The 20444-nt window shown below is 52.4% G+C and carries 24 protein-coding genes; 10 read left to right on the top strand and 14 right to left on the bottom strand.

Features of this window, described 5'->3' with window-relative positions; all coding sequences use genetic code 11:
* Positions 1-47: 47 nt before the first annotated feature.
* Positions 48-716 carry a 16S rRNA (guanine(966)-N(2))-methyltransferase RsmD gene (gene rsmD / locus H8K43_RS11095; RefSeq protein WP_186903900.1) on the bottom strand — a complete coding sequence of 223 codons (669 nt, stop codon included), beginning with the start codon at positions 714-716 and terminating at the stop codon, positions 48-50.
* 102 nt (positions 717-818) lie between these two features.
* Here rsmD and ftsY point away from each other — a divergent pair, with 102 nt between their 5' ends.
* The 4 genes from ftsY (at position 819) to rpoH (ending at position 4763) form a co-directional block, all read left to right on the top strand.
* Entirely contained in the window at positions 819-1949 is a 1131-nt protein-coding gene (gene ftsY, locus H8K43_RS11090; protein WP_186903899.1) for a signal recognition particle-docking protein FtsY, read from the top strand.
* A 12-nt stretch (positions 1950-1961) separates the two neighbouring features.
* Positions 1962-2636 carry a cell division ATP-binding protein FtsE gene (locus H8K43_RS11085; RefSeq protein ID WP_162019013.1) on the top strand — a complete coding sequence of 225 codons (675 nt, stop codon included), beginning with the start codon at positions 1962-1964 and terminating at the stop codon, positions 2634-2636.
* Between the two features lie 23 nt (positions 2637-2659).
* Positions 2660-3574, top strand: coding sequence for a cell division protein FtsX (locus tag H8K43_RS11080; protein ID WP_186903898.1), 915 nt, complete (start codon positions 2660-2662; stop codon positions 3572-3574).
* 298 nt (positions 3575-3872) lie between these two features.
* Complete coding sequence (gene rpoH, locus H8K43_RS11075; protein WP_186903897.1) at positions 3873-4763, top strand: RNA polymerase sigma factor RpoH; 891 nt, start codon at positions 3873-3875, stop codon at positions 4761-4763.
* Between the two features lie 107 nt (positions 4764-4870).
* On the opposite strand, the gene H8K43_RS11070 is transcribed toward rpoH, so the two are convergent.
* On the bottom strand, positions 4871-5965 hold the full coding sequence (locus tag H8K43_RS11070; protein WP_186903896.1) for a patatin-like phospholipase family protein: 1095 nt from the start codon (positions 5963-5965) through the stop codon (positions 4871-4873).
* Positions 5966-6337: 372 nt separating this feature from the next.
* On the opposite strand from H8K43_RS11070, the gene H8K43_RS11065 reads away from it, so the two are divergent.
* The 3 genes from H8K43_RS11065 (at position 6338) to H8K43_RS11055 (ending at position 8804) form a co-directional block, all read left to right on the top strand.
* Positions 6338-7063 (top strand): hypothetical protein, encoded by a 726-nt coding sequence (locus H8K43_RS11065; protein WP_186903895.1) that lies wholly within the window; start codon positions 6338-6340, stop codon positions 7061-7063.
* Between the two features lie 98 nt (positions 7064-7161).
* The gene (locus H8K43_RS11060; RefSeq protein WP_186903894.1) at positions 7162-8220 is read left to right on the top strand and encodes a M48 family metallopeptidase; all 1059 of its coding nucleotides are present in this window, start codon (positions 7162-7164) and stop codon (positions 8218-8220) included.
* On the top strand, positions 8217-8804 hold the full coding sequence (locus H8K43_RS11055; protein WP_186903893.1) for a hypothetical protein: 588 nt from the start codon (positions 8217-8219) through the stop codon (positions 8802-8804). The genes H8K43_RS11060 and H8K43_RS11055 overlap by 4 nt, the downstream gene beginning before the upstream one ends.
* A gap of 90 nt (positions 8805-8894) precedes the next feature.
* On the opposite strand, the gene H8K43_RS11050 is transcribed toward H8K43_RS11055, so the two are convergent.
* Genes H8K43_RS11050 through H8K43_RS11030 form a run of 5 tightly spaced genes read right to left on the bottom strand, consistent with a single transcriptional unit; the run spans position 8895 to position 12758 of the window.
* Positions 8895-9485 carry an SCO family protein gene (locus tag H8K43_RS11050; RefSeq protein ID WP_186903892.1) on the bottom strand — a complete coding sequence of 197 codons (591 nt, stop codon included), beginning with the start codon at positions 9483-9485 and terminating at the stop codon, positions 8895-8897.
* Entirely contained in the window at positions 9482-10366 is an 885-nt protein-coding gene (cyoE, locus tag H8K43_RS11045; protein ID WP_186903891.1) for a heme o synthase, read from the bottom strand. Before cyoE ends, H8K43_RS11050 begins: the two co-directional genes overlap by 4 nt.
* Positions 10367-10370: 4 nt before the next feature.
* Positions 10371-11459: a COX15/CtaA family protein gene (locus H8K43_RS11040; protein WP_186903890.1), complete on the bottom strand. Its 1089-nt coding sequence runs from the start codon at positions 11457-11459 to the stop codon at positions 10371-10373.
* Positions 11460-11461: 2 nt separating this feature from the next.
* Positions 11462-12064 carry an SCO family protein gene (locus tag H8K43_RS11035; RefSeq protein ID WP_186903889.1) on the bottom strand — a complete coding sequence of 201 codons (603 nt, stop codon included), beginning with the start codon at positions 12062-12064 and terminating at the stop codon, positions 11462-11464.
* Entirely contained in the window at positions 12039-12758 is a 720-nt protein-coding gene (locus H8K43_RS11030) for an SURF1 family protein (protein ID WP_186903888.1), read from the bottom strand. Before H8K43_RS11030 ends, H8K43_RS11035 begins: the two co-directional genes overlap by 26 nt.
* 141 nt (positions 12759-12899) lie before the next feature.
* Between H8K43_RS11030 and H8K43_RS11025 the strand changes: the two genes are divergently transcribed.
* Positions 12900-13100 carry a twin transmembrane helix small protein gene (locus H8K43_RS11025; protein WP_186903887.1) on the top strand — a complete coding sequence of 67 codons (201 nt, stop codon included), beginning with the start codon at positions 12900-12902 and terminating at the stop codon, positions 13098-13100.
* Between the two features lie 122 nt (positions 13101-13222).
* On the opposite strand, the gene H8K43_RS11020 is transcribed toward H8K43_RS11025, so the two are convergent.
* The 7 genes from H8K43_RS11020 to H8K43_RS10995 all read right to left on the bottom strand — a co-directional run bounded on the left by H8K43_RS11020 (position 13223) and on the right by H8K43_RS10995 (position 19027).
* A complete protein-coding gene (locus H8K43_RS11020) occupies positions 13223-14083 on the bottom strand; it encodes a cytochrome c oxidase subunit 3 (protein ID WP_186903886.1) in 861 nt (286 codons plus the stop codon).
* 32 nt (positions 14084-14115) lie between these two features.
* Positions 14116-14328: a DUF2970 domain-containing protein gene (locus tag H8K43_RS11015; protein WP_162019024.1), complete on the bottom strand. Its 213-nt coding sequence runs from the start codon at positions 14326-14328 to the stop codon at positions 14116-14118.
* Between the two features lie 7 nt (positions 14329-14335).
* Entirely contained in the window at positions 14336-14923 is a 588-nt protein-coding gene (locus tag H8K43_RS11010; RefSeq protein WP_186903885.1) for a cytochrome c oxidase assembly protein, read from the bottom strand.
* A 12-nt stretch (positions 14924-14935) separates the two neighbouring features.
* Positions 14936-15049, bottom strand: a complete 114-nt coding sequence (locus H8K43_RS18860) for a cytochrome oxidase small assembly protein (protein ID WP_408058254.1) — start codon at positions 15047-15049, stop codon at positions 14936-14938.
* A 38-nt stretch (positions 15050-15087) separates the two neighbouring features.
* On the bottom strand, positions 15088-16683 hold the full coding sequence (ctaD, locus tag H8K43_RS11005) for a cytochrome c oxidase subunit I (protein WP_162019026.1): 1596 nt from the start codon (positions 16681-16683) through the stop codon (positions 15088-15090).
* Positions 16684-16706: 23 nt separating this feature from the next.
* Complete coding sequence (gene coxB / locus H8K43_RS11000) at positions 16707-17879, bottom strand: cytochrome c oxidase subunit II (RefSeq protein WP_186903884.1); 1173 nt, start codon at positions 17877-17879, stop codon at positions 16707-16709.
* Positions 17880-18115: 236 nt separating this feature from the next.
* A complete protein-coding gene (locus H8K43_RS10995) occupies positions 18116-19027 on the bottom strand; it encodes a methyltransferase domain-containing protein (RefSeq protein WP_186903883.1) in 912 nt (303 codons plus the stop codon).
* A gap of 146 nt (positions 19028-19173) precedes the next feature.
* Between H8K43_RS10995 and H8K43_RS10990 the strand changes: the two genes are divergently transcribed.
* Positions 19174-19914 (top strand): ComF family protein, encoded by a 741-nt coding sequence (locus H8K43_RS10990; protein ID WP_186903882.1) that lies wholly within the window; start codon positions 19174-19176, stop codon positions 19912-19914.
* Between the two features lie 8 nt (positions 19915-19922).
* Positions 19923-20393: a tRNA (uridine(34)/cytosine(34)/5-carboxymethylaminomethyluridine(34)-2'-O)-methyltransferase TrmL gene (gene trmL, locus H8K43_RS10985; protein WP_186903881.1), complete on the top strand. Its 471-nt coding sequence runs from the start codon at positions 19923-19925 to the stop codon at positions 20391-20393.
* The last annotated feature ends 51 nt before the right edge of the window (positions 20394-20444 follow it).

The raw sequence follows: 20444 nt of genomic DNA, 5'->3' as shown, positions 1-20444 counted from the left end.
GGTCGCTGGGGCGCCTGTGCGACAGTCCTAAACAATTTGAAACGGCATTATGCCTCAATTTCGTGCGCCTCATGCGCCAAATTGCTGCGCTGCAGAAGGTGAAAATACACACTTCCTGCCTTATCGGCCCGCAACACCTGCCAACCTCGCAACAATTCCTGCATGTGGACATCATCCGCTTCGGGATTCAGTGCAAATTCCGCCTCAACATACAATACGCCCTTAGGCTGCAGTAGTGTTAGGCAAAATGGCAACATTTTATGCAGCCAGTCTTTGCCAAACGGCGGGTCCAGGAAAATCAAATCATACTGTTTTCCCTGAGTGATCAGTTGTGCTGTTGCTTTTTGCGCATCACTGCGCAGTAACTGGCATTGCTCAGCACCCAGCTTACTTTTGACCTCAGCTAACTGCTGGTAGGCCTGAGTATGGTTTTCCACCATCGTCACGCTCTGCGCACCACGACTGGCAGCTTCGAAACCGAGTGCACCGCTGCCCGCAAACAGATCCAGACACTGACGTTGTGCCCAGTAGGCATCAAACAAGTGATTGAGCCAGTTAAACGCCGTTTCACGCACACGGTCGGGGGTAGGACGCAAGCCCTCCGCCTCAATCACGTTCAGCACACTGCGCTTCCACTGACCGCCTATGATGCGTATCTGATGAGTGGCTCGTTTGGGCGCGACATTTTTTTTGCCAGTTGTTTTCATTGTTTGCATGACATGGGTAAGTCATTTTACCCAGCGCTGTCTGTTAGAATGGCAGCATTCTAATCCAGGGAAGTGAGGTATACCTTCCCGCACTCGACAAATTCATCCCCGATGTTTAGCTTTTTCAAACGAAAACCCAAAGAACCGGCGCCCGTGCCGGAACAGCCAGCCAGTGCTCCGGCAGCACCGGCGCCAGCGCCAGCCGCCCCCTTGACCACTAGCCCGGCCCCTGCGTCTGTTACGCCTGCAGTGGCCACACCGCCAGCCCAGGACGTGCAAGAAGTACCGGCTAGCGCAGCGCAGCCCGCAGAAATCGTCGCAGCACCCGCGCCTGCGCCGGAACAAAAGCGCTCCTGGCTGAGCCGCCTGAAAGCAGGACTTGCTAAAACCTCGTCCAATCTGACCACGCTGTTCATCGGTGCGCGCATCGACGATGACTTATACGATGAGCTGGAAGCGGCCTTGCTGACTTCAGACGCAGGCGTGGAAGCAACCCTGTTTTTGCTCGATGCACTGAAAAAGAAAGTCAAAGAAGAAAAGCTGACAGAAGCAGTACAGGTCAAAGCTGCGCTCAAAACCTTACTGATCGATTTGCTGACACCACTGCAAAAGCCCTTAGTGCTGGGCCAGTATCAGCCTCTGGTCATGATGATCGCGGGCGTCAATGGTGCGGGTAAAACCACCACCATAGGCAAGCTGGCGAAACATATGCAGACCCACCAGCAATCGGTAGTACTGGCGGCAGGCGATACTTTCCGTGCTGCGGCGCGTGAACAGCTGACGATTTGGGGCGAACGTAATGACGTGACCGTGATTGCTCAGGAATCCGGTGATCCGGCCGCGGTCGCTTTTGACGCGGTTGCTTCAGCCAAAGCGCGCGGTACCGATGTGGTGATGGTGGATACCGCAGGCCGTTTGCCGACTCAGCTGCATCTGATGGAAGAGCTGAAAAAGATTAAGCGCGTGATTGCCAAGGGTATGGATGGCGCACCTCAGGAAGTGCTGTTAATCATCGATGGCAATACTGGCCAGAATGCGCTGGCCCAGGTCAAGGCATTTGACGATGCACTGCAACTCACCGGACTGGTGATCACCAAACTCGATGGCACAGCCAAAGGCGGTGTGCTGGCAGCGATTGCTAAAACTCGCCCGATACCGGTCTATTTCATCGGCATCGGTGAACAGATAGAGGATTTGCAGCCTTTCAATGCCCAGGAATTTGTTGACGCCCTGCTCAATTAAAAGCGAGCTACCATGATCGAATTTGATAATGTCAGTAAGCAGTATTCCCGCGATGCCTATGCGCTGCGCGATGTGTCGCTCTCTATCCCCGATGGAGAGCTGATTTTTCTGGCCGGTGCTTCCGGTGCGGGGAAATCGACTTTATTGAAAATGATCGCTGGTATAGAAAAACCCAGCAGTGGCCGTGTGATCGTTAATGGCCAGGACATCAGCAAACTCAAAGCAGGCAGTCTGCCCTATCTGCGGCGCAAGCTGGGGCTTATACTGCAGGATCAGAAACTGCTGTCTGACCGCCATGTGCTGGCCAATGTGATGTTACCGCTGATTGTGACCGGCGCCTCCGCCAGCGAAGCCGAATCACGCGCACGCATTGCGCTCGACAAGGTCGGCCTGCCAGATAAGGCACAGGCCATGCCTATGGAATTGTCGGGCGGCGAACAACAGCGGGTGGCGATTGCGCGTGCGATTGTGAACCGGCCCAAAATTATTCTGGCCGATGAACCAACCGCTTTCCTGGACCGCGATAATGCGAATAAGGTACTCAGCGCGCTCAAGATTTTTCAGAGTGCCGGTGTGACCTGCGTGATTTCCAGCCATGATGAACAATTTCTGGATCAGGCCAGCCGCGTGATTTACCTGCGTCACGGACAGGTAGCCGACTCCTGGCAAGCCGCTGTCGCCGCCTGAACCTTAGCCTGCAAGGAAATGACATGACCATCTGGTTGAGAGAACATCTGTTTGCGATCAAAAGCGCACTGACCCATTTACGTGCCGCTCCTGGGAATTTTTTATTTAATGTGTTGGTGGTTGCAATCGCGCTGGCCTTGCCGATTGCCGGTCTGACCCTGATAGAAAATATACGCCCGGTGTCAGCACAACTGTCGATAGAACCGGAAATCAGTATTTTCCTGACGCCAGATACGCAACGTAGCAGCGCGACTGCCCTGTCCATACCGATCAAAAAGCTGCTGAAAGACCAGAACATCAGCGCTAAACTCAGTTTCACCCCCAAAGAAAAAGCGCTGGCCGCGATGCAGGATGCCTCCAGCATCGCCGAAGTCCTGTCCACGCTGGGCGGCAATCCGCTGCCAGATGCCTATGTACTGTCTTTATCAAATCAGGATACCGATAAGCTGGAAAAATTAGTGGAACAACTGCGCACACTGCCGGATGTGGACGTGGTGCAGGTAGACTCCGCCTGGGTCAAACGACTGGCGGCGCTGGTGCAGATTTTCCAGATGGGCTTGCTGTTTATGGCGATTACACTCGGCGTAGTGGTGGTCGTAGTGGTGTTTAATGCAACCCGCTTGCAAGTCATTTCTCATCAGGCTGAAATTTCCGTGACACGACTGCTGGGTGCCACCAATACCTTTATTCACCGGCCTTATTACTACACGGGTGCCTTTCTGGGCATACTGGCAGGCGCGATTGCGCTGGGCGTGATTGCAGCCAGTCTGCAGCCGCTGAATCAGGCCATCGCAGAATTTGCCAAGCTGTATGCCTCAGAATTCCGACTGCTGCCGCTCGGCCTGTTACCCAGCCTGGCCTTGCTCGGTGCCAGTGTCTGTCTGGGCCTGATCGGCGCTTATCTGTCAGTACGCAGGCAACTCGCACGCGCCAGCTGAGTTCGTATGCCGGGCTGCACCAACACAGCCCGGCATCCCTCTTTGTATTCCTCAGAACAACAACTCTCCATTGTAATTTTCTATTGCAATGCAACTTTTCACCTTTTTCTTAGTCTATTGTGTCTGCACTAAGCAGTACTGACTGTGTCTGGAAAATCGCTCATGCAGGCAAAAATTAATTGCCTTGAAGCATTTTTTCAGATTGTTAGCACTCTTTGTCAGAGAGTGCTAATATAGGTACTTGACCTGTTTGATCTGAGTGCTTGGACTCAGGCAGCAATGAGGAGGAACAATAGTAATGACATCGACACAACTTATCCCGGCAACTGACAGCCACGCGCTGACACTGGGTTTCAGTGGCACGCTCGGTAATATTGACGCCTATATCTCTGCTGTTAACAGGCTGCCTATGCTGACCCACGAAGAAGAAATCGACCTCGCAACGCGTTTGCGTAACCAGAATGATCTGGCTGCAGCGCAGCAACTGGTGTTGTCTCACTTACGCCTGGTGGTTTCTATTGCCCGTGGCTATCTGGGCTATGGATTGCCGCATGCTGACCTGATTCAGGAAGGCAATATCGGCCTGATGAAAGCCGTCAAACGTTTCGATCCCGATCAGGGTGTGCGTCTGGTGTCTTATGCGATGCACTGGATCAAAGCCGAGATGCATGAATACATTCTGAAAAACTGGCGTCTGGTCAAAGTGGCCACCACTAAAGCACAGCGCAAGCTGTTCTTTAATCTGCGCAGCCATAAAGAAGGCCTGGAAGCGATGTCGCCTAAGCAAATCGATGCGCTGGCTAAATCGCTGGACGTCAAACGCGAGGAAGTGATCGAGATGGAAATGCGTTTGTCCGGCCACGATATTGCACTGGATGCACCTGGCGATGATGATGACGACAAATTTGCACCTATCGCCTATCTGAAAACCGAGTCTGAAGAACCGACGCGCGTACTGGAAACCCGTCAGTACGACAGATTGCAAAGCGAAGGACTGGAATCAGCATTGGCCAAACTGGACCCGCGTTCACGTCATATTATCGAATCGCGCTGGTTGAAAAACGACGATGGCTCCGGCGCCACCTTGCATGAACTGGCCGATGAATATGGCGTATCTGCAGAACGTATCCGCCAGATCGAAAGTGCGGCACTGAAAAAAATGAAGGGTGCCCTCAGCAGCTTTAATTAAGCAGTTTTCACTAAGTTGCTTACTGCTCCTTTCATGCTAAAAGGCACTCTGATGAGTGCCTTTTTTGTATGCTGTACATTTCGCTGCTGGCAGACCTGCTTTGTACTTTATTCCTGAGGCAGCTCGTGTATGACCAGTCCGGCATGGGGCGGTAAAGGCTGTAGCCAGGACTTGTGCCGCAATGCACGCTCACAGTCATGCACACCTGCCTGCCAGCGGGTCTGGATGGTACTGGCACTAAAGTCTACGTCTTTAAAATAATGTTCATCCGGCAGCGCCTTCATAATCAGATGCACCACATTCACCGTATGATCGCAGCCCATTTTCATCAGCGGCTGCAATTGCTTATCCTGGCGTGCCGACGCGGGTAAATGCTTAGTAAGCGTACGAATTGCACGCTGCATATTCTGCATTTTCTGATGCATCATCAATAATTCCCGTGAGCGGCTGGCATACTGTATGTTTTTATAGCGCGTCATCACCTCTGCAATCGAGGCTGGCCTGCTTTCAGTCGGGTCCCACAAGTCCACCATAAAGCACAGGGCATCTTCGTTTTCTTCCTCTTCAAGAAAAATACTCAGCGGCGAATTCGAATACACCCCGCCATCCCAATAGGCACGACCATCAATCAGCACAGGCGGGAAGCCAGGCGGCAAGGCACCGCTAGCCATAATGTGTTCGGCAGTGATGACTTGTTTCGTATTATCAAACACCACACTTTGCCCATCATCCAGATCCACCGCACAGATGCTGAGCCGCATATGTCCCTGGTTGAGGTATTCAAAATCGACATACTGATGCAGTGTCGTTTTCAACTCTGAAGTGTCATAAAAGCCAGCTTCAGACAAGGGAACGGTGCGCTGCATATCCCAGGCTGCACCGGGTCGTGGCTTGAAAAAGCCATTCACGCCATTGAGCAAAATACCCATGGTACTGAGATTTTTCAGCATCCCGCTCCAGGGCCAGAACTGCTCTCTGTGCAAAGCATCCGGGGCCAGGCTGTTCCAAAATGCCTGTAATTGCGCGAGCCGCTGTTCCGGTGGGTTGCCTGCGATCAAAGCACTGTTGATCGCACCGATAGAAGTTCCTATCACCCAATCCAGGTCTGTTCCTTGTTCATGCAAAGTCTGAAAAACCCCTGCCTGATAGGCGCCTAAGGCTCCGCCCCCCTGCAGTATCAATACTGTTTTTTGTTGTGACATACCATCTTCCCGGAGTCTTCATCACTCAGATTAAGGCGCATTGAGGCAACATCAGATGGAAAGTTATCTTCATCCGGCGCGCCAGAAATCCGATCATAACCCAGCTTACACTGATCATCATAACTAGCAGACCGTGGCACTGGGATTGCGTTAAGTCCACGGCTGAACGAATTCAAACTAAGCACTTCTTCAATATAAAAATGCAATAATTTTGATCATTACCTTACAGATAAGTTATACAATCAACACCGTTACGCATGCACAGACTCAGCATCCGACATGCTTGCTAACGCTATAGGAAAACACGTCAGTGGTAGTGAAATAAATCACCGCGCGATTTTGCATGAACAATCAAATCATATGAGGCAGTCCATGAGTTTTTCGTATTCCAGGCGTCATTTACAGATACTGAGTAGTTGCGTTTTATTGATCGCATTCACGCTGGTCAGCGCAGGACCGGCAGCAGCCGTTGAGCAAATTGCAGCGGGATTTGGAGGCCTGAAAAAAGGCGAAAAAGTGGTCCTGATGCCAACCGACGTAGAGCTGTTTTCTATGAGTGCGGGCGGGATGAATGAACCACGCGCAGACTGGACTGAAGCTGCCACGAAACACTTTAACCAAGCCTTGCTCAAAAAACGTAAGGCACTGGGTTTGGTCAGCCTGGACCTGGCCTCTGAGGAAGCAGATAGCTTCAGTGATATCAGTGCATTACACGCCGCCGTTGCGCAAGCCATTAATACCCATCACTTTGGTCACTCTGGTTTCAACCTGCCAACCAAAGAAGGCAAATTAGACTGGTCGATGGGAGAGGCCGTCAAACCAATACAGGAAAAAACGCAAGCTGATTATGCGCTGTTCACCTGGGTACGTGACAGTTACGCCAGCGCGGAACGTAAGGCCGCTATGCTTGCGATGGCCTTTCTGGGCGTTGGTCTGACCGGTGGCACACAGCTGGGCTATGCCTCACTGGTTGATTTACGCACCGGCCAAGTGGTCTGGTTTAACCGACTGATCAGCTCTACCGGCGATTTGCGCGAAGAAGATAAAGCGAAGGACACGGTAGATTCCCTGCTCAATAAATTCCCAACACCGCAATGAAGCGCCGCTACTTTTTGCGTTCAGGCTCAGCGCTGGCCGCAAGCCTGCTGTTGACGCGTAGCGCATTCGCAAACACGCCATGGAAAATACCCGAGCGTATGAGCAAGCCAGACATCACCAGCGATGAAGGCGGCTTATGGGCCATGATGGACAGAGAAGAAACCCGCTTGCGTCGCAGTCCGTTTGCATTGCGTGACGCGGCTTTACAAGCGTACATCCAGGACATTGCCTGTAAGCTTGCTGGCAATCATTGCGCGGACGTAAGGGTACATCTGGTGCGAAATCGCTACTTCAATGCCAACATGGCACCAAATGGCATGATGCAGGTCTGGAGTGGACTGATGCTGAGGGTGGAAAATGAAGCGCAATTTTCCGCTATTCTGGGCCATGAACTGGCTCATTATATGGAACGCCATACCGTCAATCGCTTACGTGATGCCAAGTCCAAAGCGGCATTTGGGCAGTTTTTAAGTATCTTTGGCTTGCCAGGACTGATAGGCGCACTGAGTGTGGTCGCCAGCTCTTTTTCCTTTTCCCGCGATCAGGAACGTCAGGCTGATGAATTCGGACTGACGCTGATGAGCCAGGCTGGCTATGATCCAGCCGAAGCCGCCAAAGTCTGGGCCAATCTGATTGAGGAAAGCAACGCATCCGCGGAGCGTGACCCTTCAAAAAACAGCATGCTGTTTGCGACCCATCCGGCCAGCGTAGAGAGAAAAGACACATTAATCCAATTGGCAAACCAGCTCCCGGCGGGTGGCCAGCTGAACGAGCAAGAGTGGCGGAAACAGACCAAGCCGTTTTTGCACGGATGGCTGGAAGATGAAATCAAACGCGGCTGCCATGAAGAATCTGTCGTCTTGCTGTCACGCCTGTCAGCACGTTTTCCGACTGAGGCTGAATATCTGTGGGCCAGAGGCGATATTTTCCGACTGCGCAATCAACCTGGTGATGCGGACAAGGCGATCGCGGATTTTCAGGCTGCAATCGTTATTGGCCGTGAACCGGCTGAAACCCATCGTGGCCTTGGCATCGTATTCCGTGGTCAAAACCAACAAAAACTGGCATCAGCGAGTTTTTCCCGTTACCTGGAATTAGCACCGGACGCATCCGATGCGCTGATGGTTAAAAATTATTTAGAGGAATCCAATTCATGAATATCTTTAAGAAATGCGTCGTACTTTCCGCAATCTTGCTCACAACTGCCTGCGTCACGACCACTAAGATAGACGCTGGCCCCAGGAACATCGGTGAACATTTGCAATTGAATTTAAGTGGCGCCTGGAATCAGATCAACGTCTCTGGCATGAATGGTCCGCATGCCGAGACCTGGACTATGGAAGGCCTGGCCATCGACAAGCTGAACATCTATTCAGGCTTAAATGAAAACGAAACCATACATCCGGGTTCGGATGCTGCCCGGGATAAGAAAAACTATGTGTTCAAAGCCAGCTTACAGCCTGAGCAAATTGTTGCGCTGTTCGAGGGATCGCTGACACGCGATGGCTCCACCTTCAAACTATTGAAACTGCAACCCACACTGTTTGGTGGCGTCAAAGGCTTTCATTTTGAATATGCGGTGATCAGAAAAATCGACAATGTGGAAATTCTGGGCACGGCCAACGTGGCCATCAGCCGCAATCAACTGTATGCCATGGTGTATCAGGCACCTAAGCTGGTGTTTTACTCGCGTCATATCGAGCGTGTGAATCAGATCATGCAAAGCGCACGCATCTCTTAACTGCGGCTCCCGCGTTTTGCTACGGCGGGCAGTGAACCAGTCAGGCCGGAAGTAAATTCCGGCCAGCTAAGCTGAACATGATGACCATGTTCAGCTGGCTTTTCCTAACAACAGCTTCAAATCATGCACGATAGGATCAGGGCCTTGTCCATGACGCAGGAACAGCCGTATGCGGCCCTGCTGGTCGAAGACATAGGTACCGGCCGTATGATCCATGGTGTAGCTGCCCGGTGTTTTACCCGGCACTTTTTGGTAATACACTTTAAAGTCCTTGGCAACCTGGGCAGTCGCCGCGGCATCGCCATATAAACCCAGGAAACGGGCATCGAAATTCGGTACATACGCGGCTAACAAGGCCTGGGTATCGCGCTCAGGGTCTATGGTGGCGAACAAGACCTGGGTCTTATCTGCATCCGGCCCCAGCTTTTGCATCACATTCGCCATTTCCACCATGGTGGTCGGGCAGACATCCGGACACTGGGTGTAACCAAAAAAGATCAATACCAGCTTGCCTTTGAAATCAGCCAGGGTTCTGGGCTTGCCATTGTGGTCGGTCAGCTTGAAGTCTTTCGCATAATCCAGACCAGTCAGATCGGTATTCGTGAATTTTTCAGCAGGTGGGCTGCAGGCGATCAGGCCGAGTGCCAGACAACAGGCTGCCAATGTCGAGAGTAATTTCATAATTTGATATAGTGATCGACCAATAGGGCCGCAAACAGCAGAGACAAATAAATAATCGAATAGGCAAAGGTTTTGCGTGCCAGCAGATCGTTATAGTCGGTGTACATTTTCCATGCATACCAAAGGAATACCGCACCTAACATGATGGCACTGCCGAGATAAATCAGACCGCTCATGTGTACCGCGAATGGCAACAGGCTGGTGGCAAACAAAGCGATCGTGTACAACCAGATATGCAGGCAAGTGATTTTGGGGCCATGTGTCACTGGCAGCATAGGCAAGCCGGAGCGCGCATAGTCATCACGGCGGTACATCGCCAGCGCCCAGAAGTGCGGCGGGGTCCAGACAAAAATAATCATCACCAGCAGCCAGGCCTGCATAGGCACTTCATTGGCGACAGCTGCCCAGCCCAGTGCAGGCGGCATCGCGCCCGACAAGCCGCCGATCACAATATTCTGTGGCGTGGCCGGTTTCAGGATGATGGTGTAAATAATCGCATAGCCAACAAAGGTGACGAAAGTCAGCCACATCGTGAGCGGATTCACAAAGTTATACAGCACCCACATGCCCATGCCACCGATCACGCCGGAAAACACCAGCGTTTGCGGTGCGGTGATTTCACCTTGGGCAGTAGCACGGCGCGCGGTGCGCGCCATACGCGCATCAATTTCACGTTCAACCAGACAGTTAACCGCAAACGCCGCACCGGCCAGCAGCCAGATACCGATGGTTGCTGCCACCAGTATGCGCCAGTCAGGTAAGTCCGGCGTCGCAAGAAACATGCCGATCACGGCACAGAATACCGCGAGCTGAGTCACGCGCGGCTTGGTAAGTGCCCAATACTGGGCAATACGGTTGGAGGGAAGAGTGAGTGTGGTCATGGATTCAATTTACAGCAGCACGGCGCGCGTGCAGGATGCGGTAGTTTAACATGGTCAGCAACAGCACCAGCGCCGCCGCCATCCCGTTGTGCAAAACAGCCAGCAACAATGGCCAGGATAACAAGACCGTAGATATGCCCAACACCACTTGTGCCAGTACGGCGAACAATATCGCCTTCCCCAGTTGGCGATAGGCTTCCAATTGCATTGCGCGCCAGGCCGCCCAGCCCACCACCAACACCACCAGCAAGGCAAAATTTCTGTGCACCCAGTGTATCGCGACTAAGGCCTGATAAGTGATGTAATCGCCACCCACCGTCAGCCCTAACTGGCGCCAGAGGCTGAAGCCATGCTGAAAATCCATCTCAGGAATGAGTTCACCATGACAGAGAGGATAATCCTGGCAAGCCATAGCTGCGTAGTTGGTACTAACCCAGCCACCCAAAGCTATCTGAAAAAACACAAACAACAGTGCCACGCCCGCCAGCCACGGCAGAGATCGAGGCTGCAACTGAGGCTGAGTGCTGATCCTGGATGAACCGGCAAAGCACTGATATTGTTCCAGACTCGCTGCCAGCAAGGCCAGCAAGCCCATGCCTAACAACAGATGGGTAGTCACGATCACAGGCTGTAATTTCAGCGTGACAGTCCAGAGACCAAATGCGCCTTGTACACAGACCATGAGCAGGCAGGCGATGGCCAGACTCAGCGGATAGCCGCGCCGCCGTGCGCGCAAGGCCATGACGACTTGCGCAATACACAGCAGACCAACACTCATGGCCAGGTAGCGATGTATCATTTCTATCCAGGCCTTGGCCACAGTGACCGGGCCATCCGGCATCACAGCTTCCGCCGCCTTGATATCGCTGTGCGCCTGGAAAGGATTGGATTCGCCATAACAGCCGGGCCAGTCGGGGCAGCCGAGACCGGAATCAGTCAGGCGGGTGAACGCGCCGAACATGATCAGCTCAAAGGTCAGTGCCAGCGTGACCGCCAGCAGCTTGCGGTGTTTATCGGAATCGGAAGAAAACAGGATAATACACAGCGGTATGGTCGCCACCGCCAGCGCAATCAATGCAAGTTGCAACCACATAATCAACCTATCGCCGAAGCACGTAACAGTTTAGAGAGGTCTTTTTTGATCTTATTCGGATCCGCATTTTTAGGGTAGCGCATCATCAGATTGCCCAGAGGATCAATCACATAGATATGCTCGCTCAGCGTGGTGTCTGCAGCTACCGGCAACCAGGCGGCCAGGCGCGCACGATCAACCTGCAACACGCGCATGCCATCATATTCACGCAACAAACGGGTTTCTACCGGCGCCTGATCGGTCAGCAGCCAGACCCGCTCTATGCGCTCCATTTCCTTGCCCTGTGCCAGCCGTAACTGTCGCAAATTATGCAACCGCTTTTCACAGGCAGCATCGCAGTCGGCACTGCTGATCGTGACTAACAGCCATTTTCCGGCATAGTCGCGCAATCCTGTCTGCGCTGAGCTTGGCGTATCGCCCAGACGATGCGACTGCAAATCGGGAATAGGATACTGACGCGGATCAAGTATCGTTCCGTAGTTGGTTCTGCCCTCAGGCTTAATCACGTAATACGACAGATACGAAAAAATCATCGGTGCGGCACATACTGCCAGCACCAGTAATAATTTCCAGCGTCCCTTAGTTGTTTGCTGCTTGTTGTCCACGGCGTATTCCTGTCACGACATAAAAGATAAAAACCATTAGCGATAAAGCCAGCCATTGAAAAGCATAGGCGCGGTTTTTTTCCGCACCACTGCTGGCTTTAGCCCAGTCACGCTGCAATCCATCTGCGCTATCGGAAGTCTGTTCCAGCATGATGGATAAAAACTGCTTTCCGCTGGCCTGCGCGACTTCGGCTGCGCTGATGTTCTGCACCAGCGCGCCGGGCCGCACTTGCTCAGGCTGCCCCAGTTGCATCACATGATCGAAGCCGCTGCGCGCCGTCCCTATAATCTCTATTTCCCCCTGAGGCAGCGGCACGGGTGCCAGCTTCAGCCTGTCTTGCGGGTCCCTTGCCTGCCAGCCACGCGCCACCAGCAAATACTGATTGCTGTCTGCGATGTGGAAAGGCATTAGCAAATAGCGGCCAGACACACCATGCAGTGGGCGGTTATCGAGATATAGGGGCCAGTCTGCCACGAACTCGCCACGTACCCGCAATTGGGTATAGGGTTCGATCGCTGCATGCAGATTCGAATTGAGCGGCATGATAACCCGTTGTGCCTGCTCACGCTGCAGGGCAACTTGCTCACGTTGTTCGGCACGCCGAGTCTGCCACTGTGCCAGCGACAAGCCCGTGCAAATCAGCAGCAAGGCTGCGATACTGGGGATCAGACGAAATTGAAAAGAAAGTGACATTCAGTATTACAATTCAAAATATGTACAAGGCAGATGGATGTCGTCCGGCCAGGCCGCAAACTCTTCTGCACACGCGTTGACAGCACGGTTCAATGGCGTCAACCATCCTTCAATTCACGGGACGGCAACGTCTGATTCACTATGAAAATTCTTGTCGCCATCGCTTTTTTTCTGATCATTGTCAGCATGGGTTCCGCACTGGTTTATCTGATGAAAGATAAGGGAAAAAGTAATCGCACGGTGCAGGCACTGGCATTCCGGGTCGGCTTTTCCATCACCCTGTTCCTGTTGATCCTGTTCGCTAACAAGATGGGCTGGATACAGCCAACCGGCATACGCTGAACGTCACGAGAAAACCAAAACAGAATACAGCAGACAGAAAAAAGCCGCAGCAAACCTGCGGCCTGTGCTGCGTAGTTTGACGACGATACGAAATGCCTGCCCGTCGTCAAACCTGGCAATGCTTACAACCAGTACACCACGACATACAGTCCCAGCCAGACCACGTCTACAAAGTGCCAGTACCAGGCCGCACCTTCAAACGCAAAATGCTGTTCCGGTGTGAAATGGCCTTTGAGTACGCGATACAGCACCACAGACAGCATGATTGCGCCCATCGTCACATGGAAGCCATGGAAGCCGGTCAGCATGAAGAAAGTCGAACCATAAATGCCTGAAGTCAGTTTCAGATTCAGTTCGCTGTAAGCATGCATGTATTCGTAAGCCTGAAAGCCCATGAACACCGCACCCAGCAAAACCGTGGCGAACAGCCAGCGCGCCGTTTTTCCGCGTTGGCCGGCACGCAGTGCATGGTGAGACAGGGTCAGCGTGACACCTGAAGTCAGCAGCAAAGCGGTATTGATAGTCGGGATAGGAAATGGTCCCATAGTCTTAAACGCATCGACCGTACCGGCCGGACCCGTGTTCCCCCATTGCGCTGCGAAATCCGGCCACAAGACCTTGTGATCAAGATCACCCAGCCATGGCATGGTGATGCTGCGCGCATAGAATAAGGCACCGAAGAAGGCACCGAAGAACATCACTTCAGAAAAAATAAACCAGCTCATACTCCAGCGGTAAGACACGTCGATACGCGCGCTGTATTTGCCGCCTTCTGACTCCGCAATCGCATCACCGAACCAGTTGTATAAAACGACCAGCGTCAGGATGATGCCGGCAAAGTTCGCATAAGAACCCCAGCTCACACTATTGACCCAGGCGGATGCGCCTATCATCGTCAGCAATAAAGATGCGCCGGCGAGGACAGGCCATTTCGAAGGGCCGGGCACAAAGTAATAAGGTGCTGCTGCTTTTGAAGAACTCATTTCCATCTCCTGAAACGTATCTCGGATTGTTATTATGCGACGACCTGTTTAACGATAAATATCAGCGTCATGACAAACAGCACAGCGCCGATGATGCCTGCGATGATCACATGAACAGGATTGAGCTGGGCTGCATCCTGTTCATAATCTCCTTTTTTGCGGATACCCAGAAACGACCAGAACACCGCTTTCATCGTCGCTACAAACGACATTTTGCGTTGCGCCGCTTCTTTTAAATCACTCATTCATGACTCATTTCTGTTCCTGCGCTGCCATGGCAAGCGACTGGGTTTTGCCACCGACCTCAAAGAAAGTATAGGACAAAGTAATCGTCTTCACGTCTTTGGGAATGGCAGGATCTATGTAAAACACCACCGGCATTTGCCGTGCTTCATTGGCTTCCAGCGTCTGTTGTTTAAAACAGAAACACTCCATTTTTTTAAAATAATTGGCTGCCTGCTGCGGCGCATAGCTGGGTATCGCCTGTGCATCCATCTTCACAGCCTGTTTATTAACGACTTCATATACGATCTGCGCCATTTCACCCGGATGCACTTTCATGCTTGACACCACAGGACGAAATCGCCAAGGCCCCTGGGTATTGGCATCAAATTCCACAGTCACTTCGCGGCTAAGATCCACCTGGCTATTCGATATCTCTTTCAGGGAAATATCTTTAGGCGTCAGGATATTCACACCTGTCAATTCGCAGATCTGTTTATAAATCGGGACTAAGGCATAACCAAAGCCAAACATCATGACGGCAATCACCAGCAATTTGCCTAACATGCGGCGGTTCAAGCCTACATTGCCCTGTGCCTGATCGGTATGTTCATCCATGCCTGAGCCCGCTTAACGCAGTATTCCCTGCTTGATAAATACACCGATAAAAAACACCAGTGCGACCGAGGCCAGGATCAGCGCCGTTCTGAGATTGTTGGGCTTTTTTTCATTATTCATCATCATGCAGCACAGGCCTCACGACCTGCACTGCCCTCAAGGTCTCATTTAAAGACAGGTGGTTCTTCAAAGGTATGGAAAGGTGCCGGACTTGGTACTGTCCATTCCAGACCTTCCGCGCCTTCCCATGGTTTAGCTGCTGCCGGCTGACCGCCTCGGATCGATGGAATCACCACCGCCAGGATGAAGTAAACCTGCATCAGACCGAAGCCAAACGCACCGACTGTCGCCACCATATTCCAGTCCGTGAACTGCGCCGGATAATCCGCATAACGACGCGGCATACCGGCCAGGCCCAGGAAATGCATAGGGAAGAAAGTGATATTGAAAGTAATCAGCGAACCCCAGAAATGGATTTTGCCGCGTGTTTCGTTGTACATGAAACCTGTCCACTTTGGTCCCCAGTAGTAGTAACCGGCGAACAGCGAGAACAGCGAACCAGCCACCAGCACATAGTGGAAATGCGCCACTACGTAATAAGTATCCTGCAACTGGATATCGATAGGTGTGACCGCCAGAATCAGGCCGGTGAATCCACCCATAGTGAAGACGAAGATGAAGCCGACTGCGAACAGCATCGGTGTCTCAAAAGTCATCGAGCCCTTCCACATGGTCGCTACCCAGTTAAACACTTTGACGCCGGTAGGAACCGAGATCAGCATGGTTGCATACATGAAGAACAGTTGCGCGGTGACTGGCATACCGGTGGTGAACATATGATGCGCCCACACGATGAAAGACAGAATAGCGATGGAGGCGGTTGCATACACCATCGATGCATAGCCAAACAAAGGCTTACGGGCGAATGCAGGCACGATCTGGGACACGATACCGAAAGCAGGCAAAATCATGATGTACACCTCTGGATGTCCGAAGAACCAGAAAATGTGTTGGTACATCACAGGATCACCGCCACCAGCTGCATTGAAGAAAGAAGTACCGAAGTGACGATCAGTCAGCGTCATGGTAATCGCACCGGCCAGTACCGGCATCACCGCAATCAACAGATAGGCAGTGATCAGCCAGGTCCAGCAAAACATCGGCATTTTCATCAGCGTCATGCCAGGCGCGCGCATGTTCAGGATGGTCGTGATGATATTGATGGAACCCATGATGGATGATGCACCCATGATGTGGACGGCAAAAATCGCCATATCCATACCCGGTCCCATTTGCGTAGACAGCGGCGCATACAGGGTCCAGCCTGCAGCGGTGGCGCCGCCCGGCACCCAGAAGGAGCCCGCCAGCAGCAAAGCAGCCGGTGGCATCAGCCAGAATGAAAAATTATTCATGCGCGCGAATGCCATATCGGAAGCACCGATTTGCAGCGGGATCATCCAGTTTGCGAAACCAACAAAGGCCGGCATGATCGCGCCGAACACCATAATCAGACCATGCATCGTGGTCAGCTGGTTAAAGAATTCCGGCTGCATGAGTTGCAAACCTGGCTGGAATAATTCACTGCGAATGCCAAGCGCCAGTACACCGCCGGTCAATAACATGGTGAAGGCAAACCACAGGTAGAGGCTGCCGATATCCTTATGGTTGGTGGCAAATAACCAGCGACGGAAACCATGCGGATGGTCGTGCGCGTGGTCATGAGAGTGATCGTGAGCGTGATCAACGGTAGTAGTGCTCATCTTGTCTCCTGTTATTCCTGTGGTTACTTACGCGCAGCCAGAACTTCGGCTGGCTGGACGATGTTTTCTGCCGCTTTGTTTGACCAGCTGTTGCGGGTATAGGTAATGACCGCCGCAATTTCTGTATCAGACAAAGTGGATTTCCAGGCTGGCATCGCATTTTTACCGTTCAGCAGGATACCGATCTGTGCGCCTTTTTCACCAGTCACGACCGCTGATCCATCCAGTGCCGGGAAGGCACCCGGTACGCCTTTACCCGTCGCCTGATGGCAGGCAACGCAGTTAGCTGCATACACTTTTTCACCGCGTTGTTTGAGTTCGTCTACAGTCCAGACCTTAGCCGGATCGTCCGCTTTGGCAGCCATTTCTTTCTTTTTGACGTCTACCCATTTTTTGTAGTCGTCTTCCGACACCACATTCACAACGATAGGCATGAACGCATGTTCTTTGCCGCACAATTCCACGCACTGTCCGCGATAAACACCGATTTTGTCGGCTTTAAACCAGGTGTCGCGTACGAAGCCAGGAATTGCATCTTGTTTGACACCGAAGGCTGGGATAGTCCAGGAGTGAATCACGTCATTGGCAGTGGTGATCATGCGGACTTTTTTATTGACCGGCACCACGACCTGATTATCGACTTCCAACAGGTAGTTATCGCCGCGCGCTTCTGTCGGCTCTACACCAGGCGCACCGATCTGGGTACGTGGCGTTGCCAGCGTGGATAAGAAGGAAATGCCTTCGCCCTCGCCTTTGAGGTAATCGTAGCCCCATTTCCATTGCATGCCGGTCACCTTAATCGTGATATCGGCATTGGAGGTATCTTTCATGGCCACTACGGTTTTGGTCGCAGGCAAGGCCATCAGGATCACGATGATGAAAGGCACCACCGTCCAGGCGATCTCAACCGAGGTACTTTCATGGAAAGTCGCGGCTTTGTGACCCAGGGATTTTCTGTGTTTGAGAATGGAATAAAACATCACCCCGAACACAGCGACGAAAATCGCCAGGCAGATAACCAACATTAAGTTGTGTAAGGAGTAGATCTGTTCGGCAATCTGTGTTGCCGGTGTTTGCAAGTTCAGCTGACGGACTGCCGGACCGCCCTGACTGTCGACCACAGCCCAGGCAGGCATTCCTGTTGCCAGAAGTGCAGCACTCAGCATGAACGATTTGTATCGCTTTGCGTGTCTCATGATTTCCCCAAAACCCTGATTAGAATTCTTATGAATTGATCACCAGAACGCGGAGATATTGTTACAAAGTGCGTGCTGGCAACTTCTACAACGGCATGAGTATAAGGCGGAATTTAAACGCACATCAAGCAGAATACTTCCGCAATTTCTATGATGCAACGCAAACAAAATGAGAATTCACATCAAATATGTTGTCGTTTTTCAGAAAAACTGTGAAATTTCTCTGAAAAAAATGACTATTTTTTGCGTGGCAAATCAAAGCGTACGATGGATTCTCCTGCGGCGGTACGGGTATTGACGGGTTTAAACGCATGTCCGTACACCACTTCTATGCTGAGCGCAATACGCCCATCTGCGCCGCGTTGTTTTTCCAGTAATGCCAACAGGCGCTGATAGCGTTGACGGCCAAACAAACCACGCTCACGGGTCGCCAGCGGATTGCCGCCCAGCGCACGTACATCCTGCAATAACTTATGCGGACTGTCGTAAGTCAGGGTCAGCTTCTCCATATCCATGACCGGAGTAGAGAATCCGGCATTAACCAGCATATCGCCAAAATCATGCATATCGACGAAGGGCAAGGTATGGGGCCAGTTGTCGATTGCCGCAAACACATCGCGTAACTCGACGAAGGTATCCGGCCCAAAGCAGGAAAACATCAGTAAACCTTCGGTTCTGAGCAGGCGGCGCCATTCGTTGAAGACGCGGTCGGGTTCAGGATGCCAGTGCAGCGCCAGATTCGACCAGATCAGGTCCAGACTTTGTGGCGCTAGGCTGGTGGCGGCAAAATCTTCACACAGCAAACTGGCTTCAGGCGCGCCGCGCAAAGCGACCGGCGTCCACTTTCCCAGCAATTTACCCAATACGGTCCTGGCCTGTGCCTGTTGTTCCCTGACTTGTTGCAGCATGGCCTCAGAGCTATCCATGCCGCTCAGTTGTGCCTCAGGATAGAGTTTTTGCAATTCCTGCAAATCCGCGCCAGTGCCACAACCCGCGTCGAGTACATGCGCCGGACTGATACGCACCAGTTCCAGCTTGTCACGCATGCGCGCAGCGATTTCACGTCGTAAAAAGTCCGATGCAGCTATTTTTGCAGGATCAGAGAACAGACGAGGGACCAGCTGGAGATCGATGGGAGCGCTTTGCATAAGACGAAGAAAAAAAACAGTTCAGGGGTAGCTATACGGCCACACCAGTCAACGAGCAGAGCACGAATGCTGGCTGTGTGGCGTAGAGAATCTGCTACAGTAAAGGCCAGAGTTTACACGCTTGCGTCATTAGCTGCTGAATAAGCATGAATACCCGTCTGCCACCCGTTCTGCTGCGCGCCCTTAGCGGACTGTCGCAAATCGCAGCCTGCAGTTGCCTGTTGTGCCGTCAGGCCAGCCCGGAAGCGGTGTGTGCAGCCTGTCTGCAAAGTTCGCTGCCGCGCAGCGGCAAAGCCTGTCTGCAATGCGGGATTGCATTGAGCACAGCCGGTCAGCGCTGCGGCGCATGCCTGCAACATCCGCCTGCATTTGACATCACCATCTGTGCCACCGACTATCAGCCACCTCAGGACCAACTGGTGCTGGCCTTAAAATTTGCGCACCAGTTGCCATTGGCTGTGCTGCTGGCGCGCGCTATCCGCGATGCGATACTGCGCCAGCCCGGGCTGGTTCTGCCCGATCTGATCTGCCCGGTTCCGCTGAGCCCGCAGCGCTTGCAGGAACGGGGGTTTAATCAGGCACTGGAAATCGCACGTCCGCTGGCAGCCATGCTGGGCGTGGCTTGTCTGCCGTATGCGATACACAGAGTCAGGCATACCCAGCAACAGGCCATGCTGGCACCGGCCGACCGGCGCAGGAATATTGCCAAGGCCTTTAGTCCGGCGGCGGACTATCTGCCTCAACTACAGGGCAGGCATATCGCCATCGTGGATGATGTGATTACCACTGGCATGACCTTGCATGAAATCGCTACAATGCTGAAACGCTATGGTGCTAAGCAGGTCAGCAATTATGTGTTTGCCCGCACACCGCCTCATTTTGAATAAGGAAGTCCATGTTTCATGTCGTCCTGGTTGAACCAGAAATCCCTCCGAATACCGGCAATATTATCCGTCTGTGTGCCAATACCGGCGTCCAGCTACATTTGATCGAACCCCTGGGTTTTCCGCTGGATGACAGCAAAATGAAGCGCGCCGGACTGGATTATCATGATTATGCGAGCATGAAAGTTCATAAAAACTGGGAAGCTTTTCTGGAACAGGAACAACCCGACCGCAGCCGCATGTTTGCCATGACTACCCATGGCTCAACCGGTTTTGCCAAACTCGCCTTTGCACCGGGTGATTACTTTGTATTTGGTGCAGAAACCCGTGGTCTGGCACCGGAATTACGCAACTCTTTCCCGACCAGCCAGCGCATACGCCTGCCTATGCGGCCCGATAACCGCAGTCTGAATTTATCGAATACGGTCGCCGTTGTGGTGTATGAGGCTTGGCGCCAACATGATTTTGCCGGTGGCAGCTGAACAGTCTCAATTCACTTTTACTAAAAAGGTGATTTAAGACACAATATTGCA

Source organism: Cognatundibacterium curvum (assembly GCF_014284235.1).
Lineage (GTDB): Bacteria > Pseudomonadota > Gammaproteobacteria > Burkholderiales > Burkholderiaceae_D > Undibacterium > Undibacterium curvum.
Note: the sequence above shows the minus strand (reverse complement) of the source record. Positions and strands in the feature narration are given on the sequence as shown.

Bases quoted from the DNA above. Each gene is read 5' to 3' on its own strand.
- H8K43_RS11015 (WP_162019024.1), bottom strand. From the start codon at position 14,328: ATGAGTGATTTAAAAGAAGCGGCGCAACGCAAAATGTCGTTTGTAGCG.
- rpoH (WP_186903897.1), top strand. From the start codon at position 3,873: ATGACATCGACACAACTTATCCCGGCAACTGACAGCCACGCGCTGACA.
- H8K43_RS10995 (WP_186903883.1), bottom strand. From the start codon at position 19,027: ATGCAAAGCGCTCCCATCGATCTCCAGCTGGTCCCTCGTCTGTTCTCT.
- trmL (WP_186903881.1), top strand. From the start codon at position 19,923: ATGTTTCATGTCGTCCTGGTTGAACCAGAAATCCCTCCGAATACCGGC.
- H8K43_RS18860 (WP_408058254.1), bottom strand. From the start codon at position 15,049: ATGATGATGAATAATGAAAAAAAGCCCAACAATCTCAGAACGGCGCTG.
- H8K43_RS11030 (WP_186903888.1), bottom strand. From the start codon at position 12,758: ATGTCACTTTCTTTTCAATTTCGTCTGATCCCCAGTATCGCAGCCTTG.
- H8K43_RS11085 (WP_162019013.1), top strand. From the start codon at position 1,962: ATGATCGAATTTGATAATGTCAGTAAGCAGTATTCCCGCGATGCCTAT.
- ftsY (WP_186903899.1), top strand. From the start codon at position 819: ATGTTTAGCTTTTTCAAACGAAAACCCAAAGAACCGGCGCCCGTGCCG.
- rsmD (WP_186903900.1), bottom strand. From the start codon at position 716: ATGCAAACAATGAAAACAACTGGCAAAAAAAATGTCGCGCCCAAACGA.
- H8K43_RS11025 (WP_186903887.1), top strand. From the start codon at position 12,900: ATGAAAATTCTTGTCGCCATCGCTTTTTTTCTGATCATTGTCAGCATG.
- ctaD (WP_162019026.1), bottom strand. From the start codon at position 16,683: ATGAGCACTACTACCGTTGATCACGCTCACGATCACTCTCATGACCAC.
- cyoE (WP_186903891.1), bottom strand. From the start codon at position 10,366: ATGACCACACTCACTCTTCCCTCCAACCGTATTGCCCAGTATTGGGCA.
- H8K43_RS11065 (WP_186903895.1), top strand. From the start codon at position 6,338: ATGAGTTTTTCGTATTCCAGGCGTCATTTACAGATACTGAGTAGTTGC.
- H8K43_RS11070 (WP_186903896.1), bottom strand. From the start codon at position 5,965: ATGTCACAACAAAAAACAGTATTGATACTGCAGGGGGGCGGAGCCTTA.
- H8K43_RS10990 (WP_186903882.1), top strand. From the start codon at position 19,174: ATGAATACCCGTCTGCCACCCGTTCTGCTGCGCGCCCTTAGCGGACTG.
- H8K43_RS11010 (WP_186903885.1), bottom strand. From the start codon at position 14,923: ATGGATGAACATACCGATCAGGCACAGGGCAATGTAGGCTTGAACCGC.
- coxB (WP_186903884.1), bottom strand. From the start codon at position 17,879: ATGAGACACGCAAAGCGATACAAATCGTTCATGCTGAGTGCTGCACTT.
- H8K43_RS11055 (WP_186903893.1), top strand. From the start codon at position 8,217: ATGAATATCTTTAAGAAATGCGTCGTACTTTCCGCAATCTTGCTCACA.
- H8K43_RS11040 (WP_186903890.1), bottom strand. From the start codon at position 11,459: ATGTGGTTGCAACTTGCATTGATTGCGCTGGCGGTGGCGACCATACCG.
- H8K43_RS11080 (WP_186903898.1), top strand. From the start codon at position 2,660: ATGACCATCTGGTTGAGAGAACATCTGTTTGCGATCAAAAGCGCACTG.
- H8K43_RS11060 (WP_186903894.1), top strand. From the start codon at position 7,162: ATGAGCAAGCCAGACATCACCAGCGATGAAGGCGGCTTATGGGCCATG.
- H8K43_RS11020 (WP_186903886.1), bottom strand. From the start codon at position 14,083: ATGAGTTCTTCAAAAGCAGCAGCACCTTATTACTTTGTGCCCGGCCCT.
- H8K43_RS11050 (WP_186903892.1), bottom strand. From the start codon at position 9,485: ATGAAATTACTCTCGACATTGGCAGCCTGTTGTCTGGCACTCGGCCTG.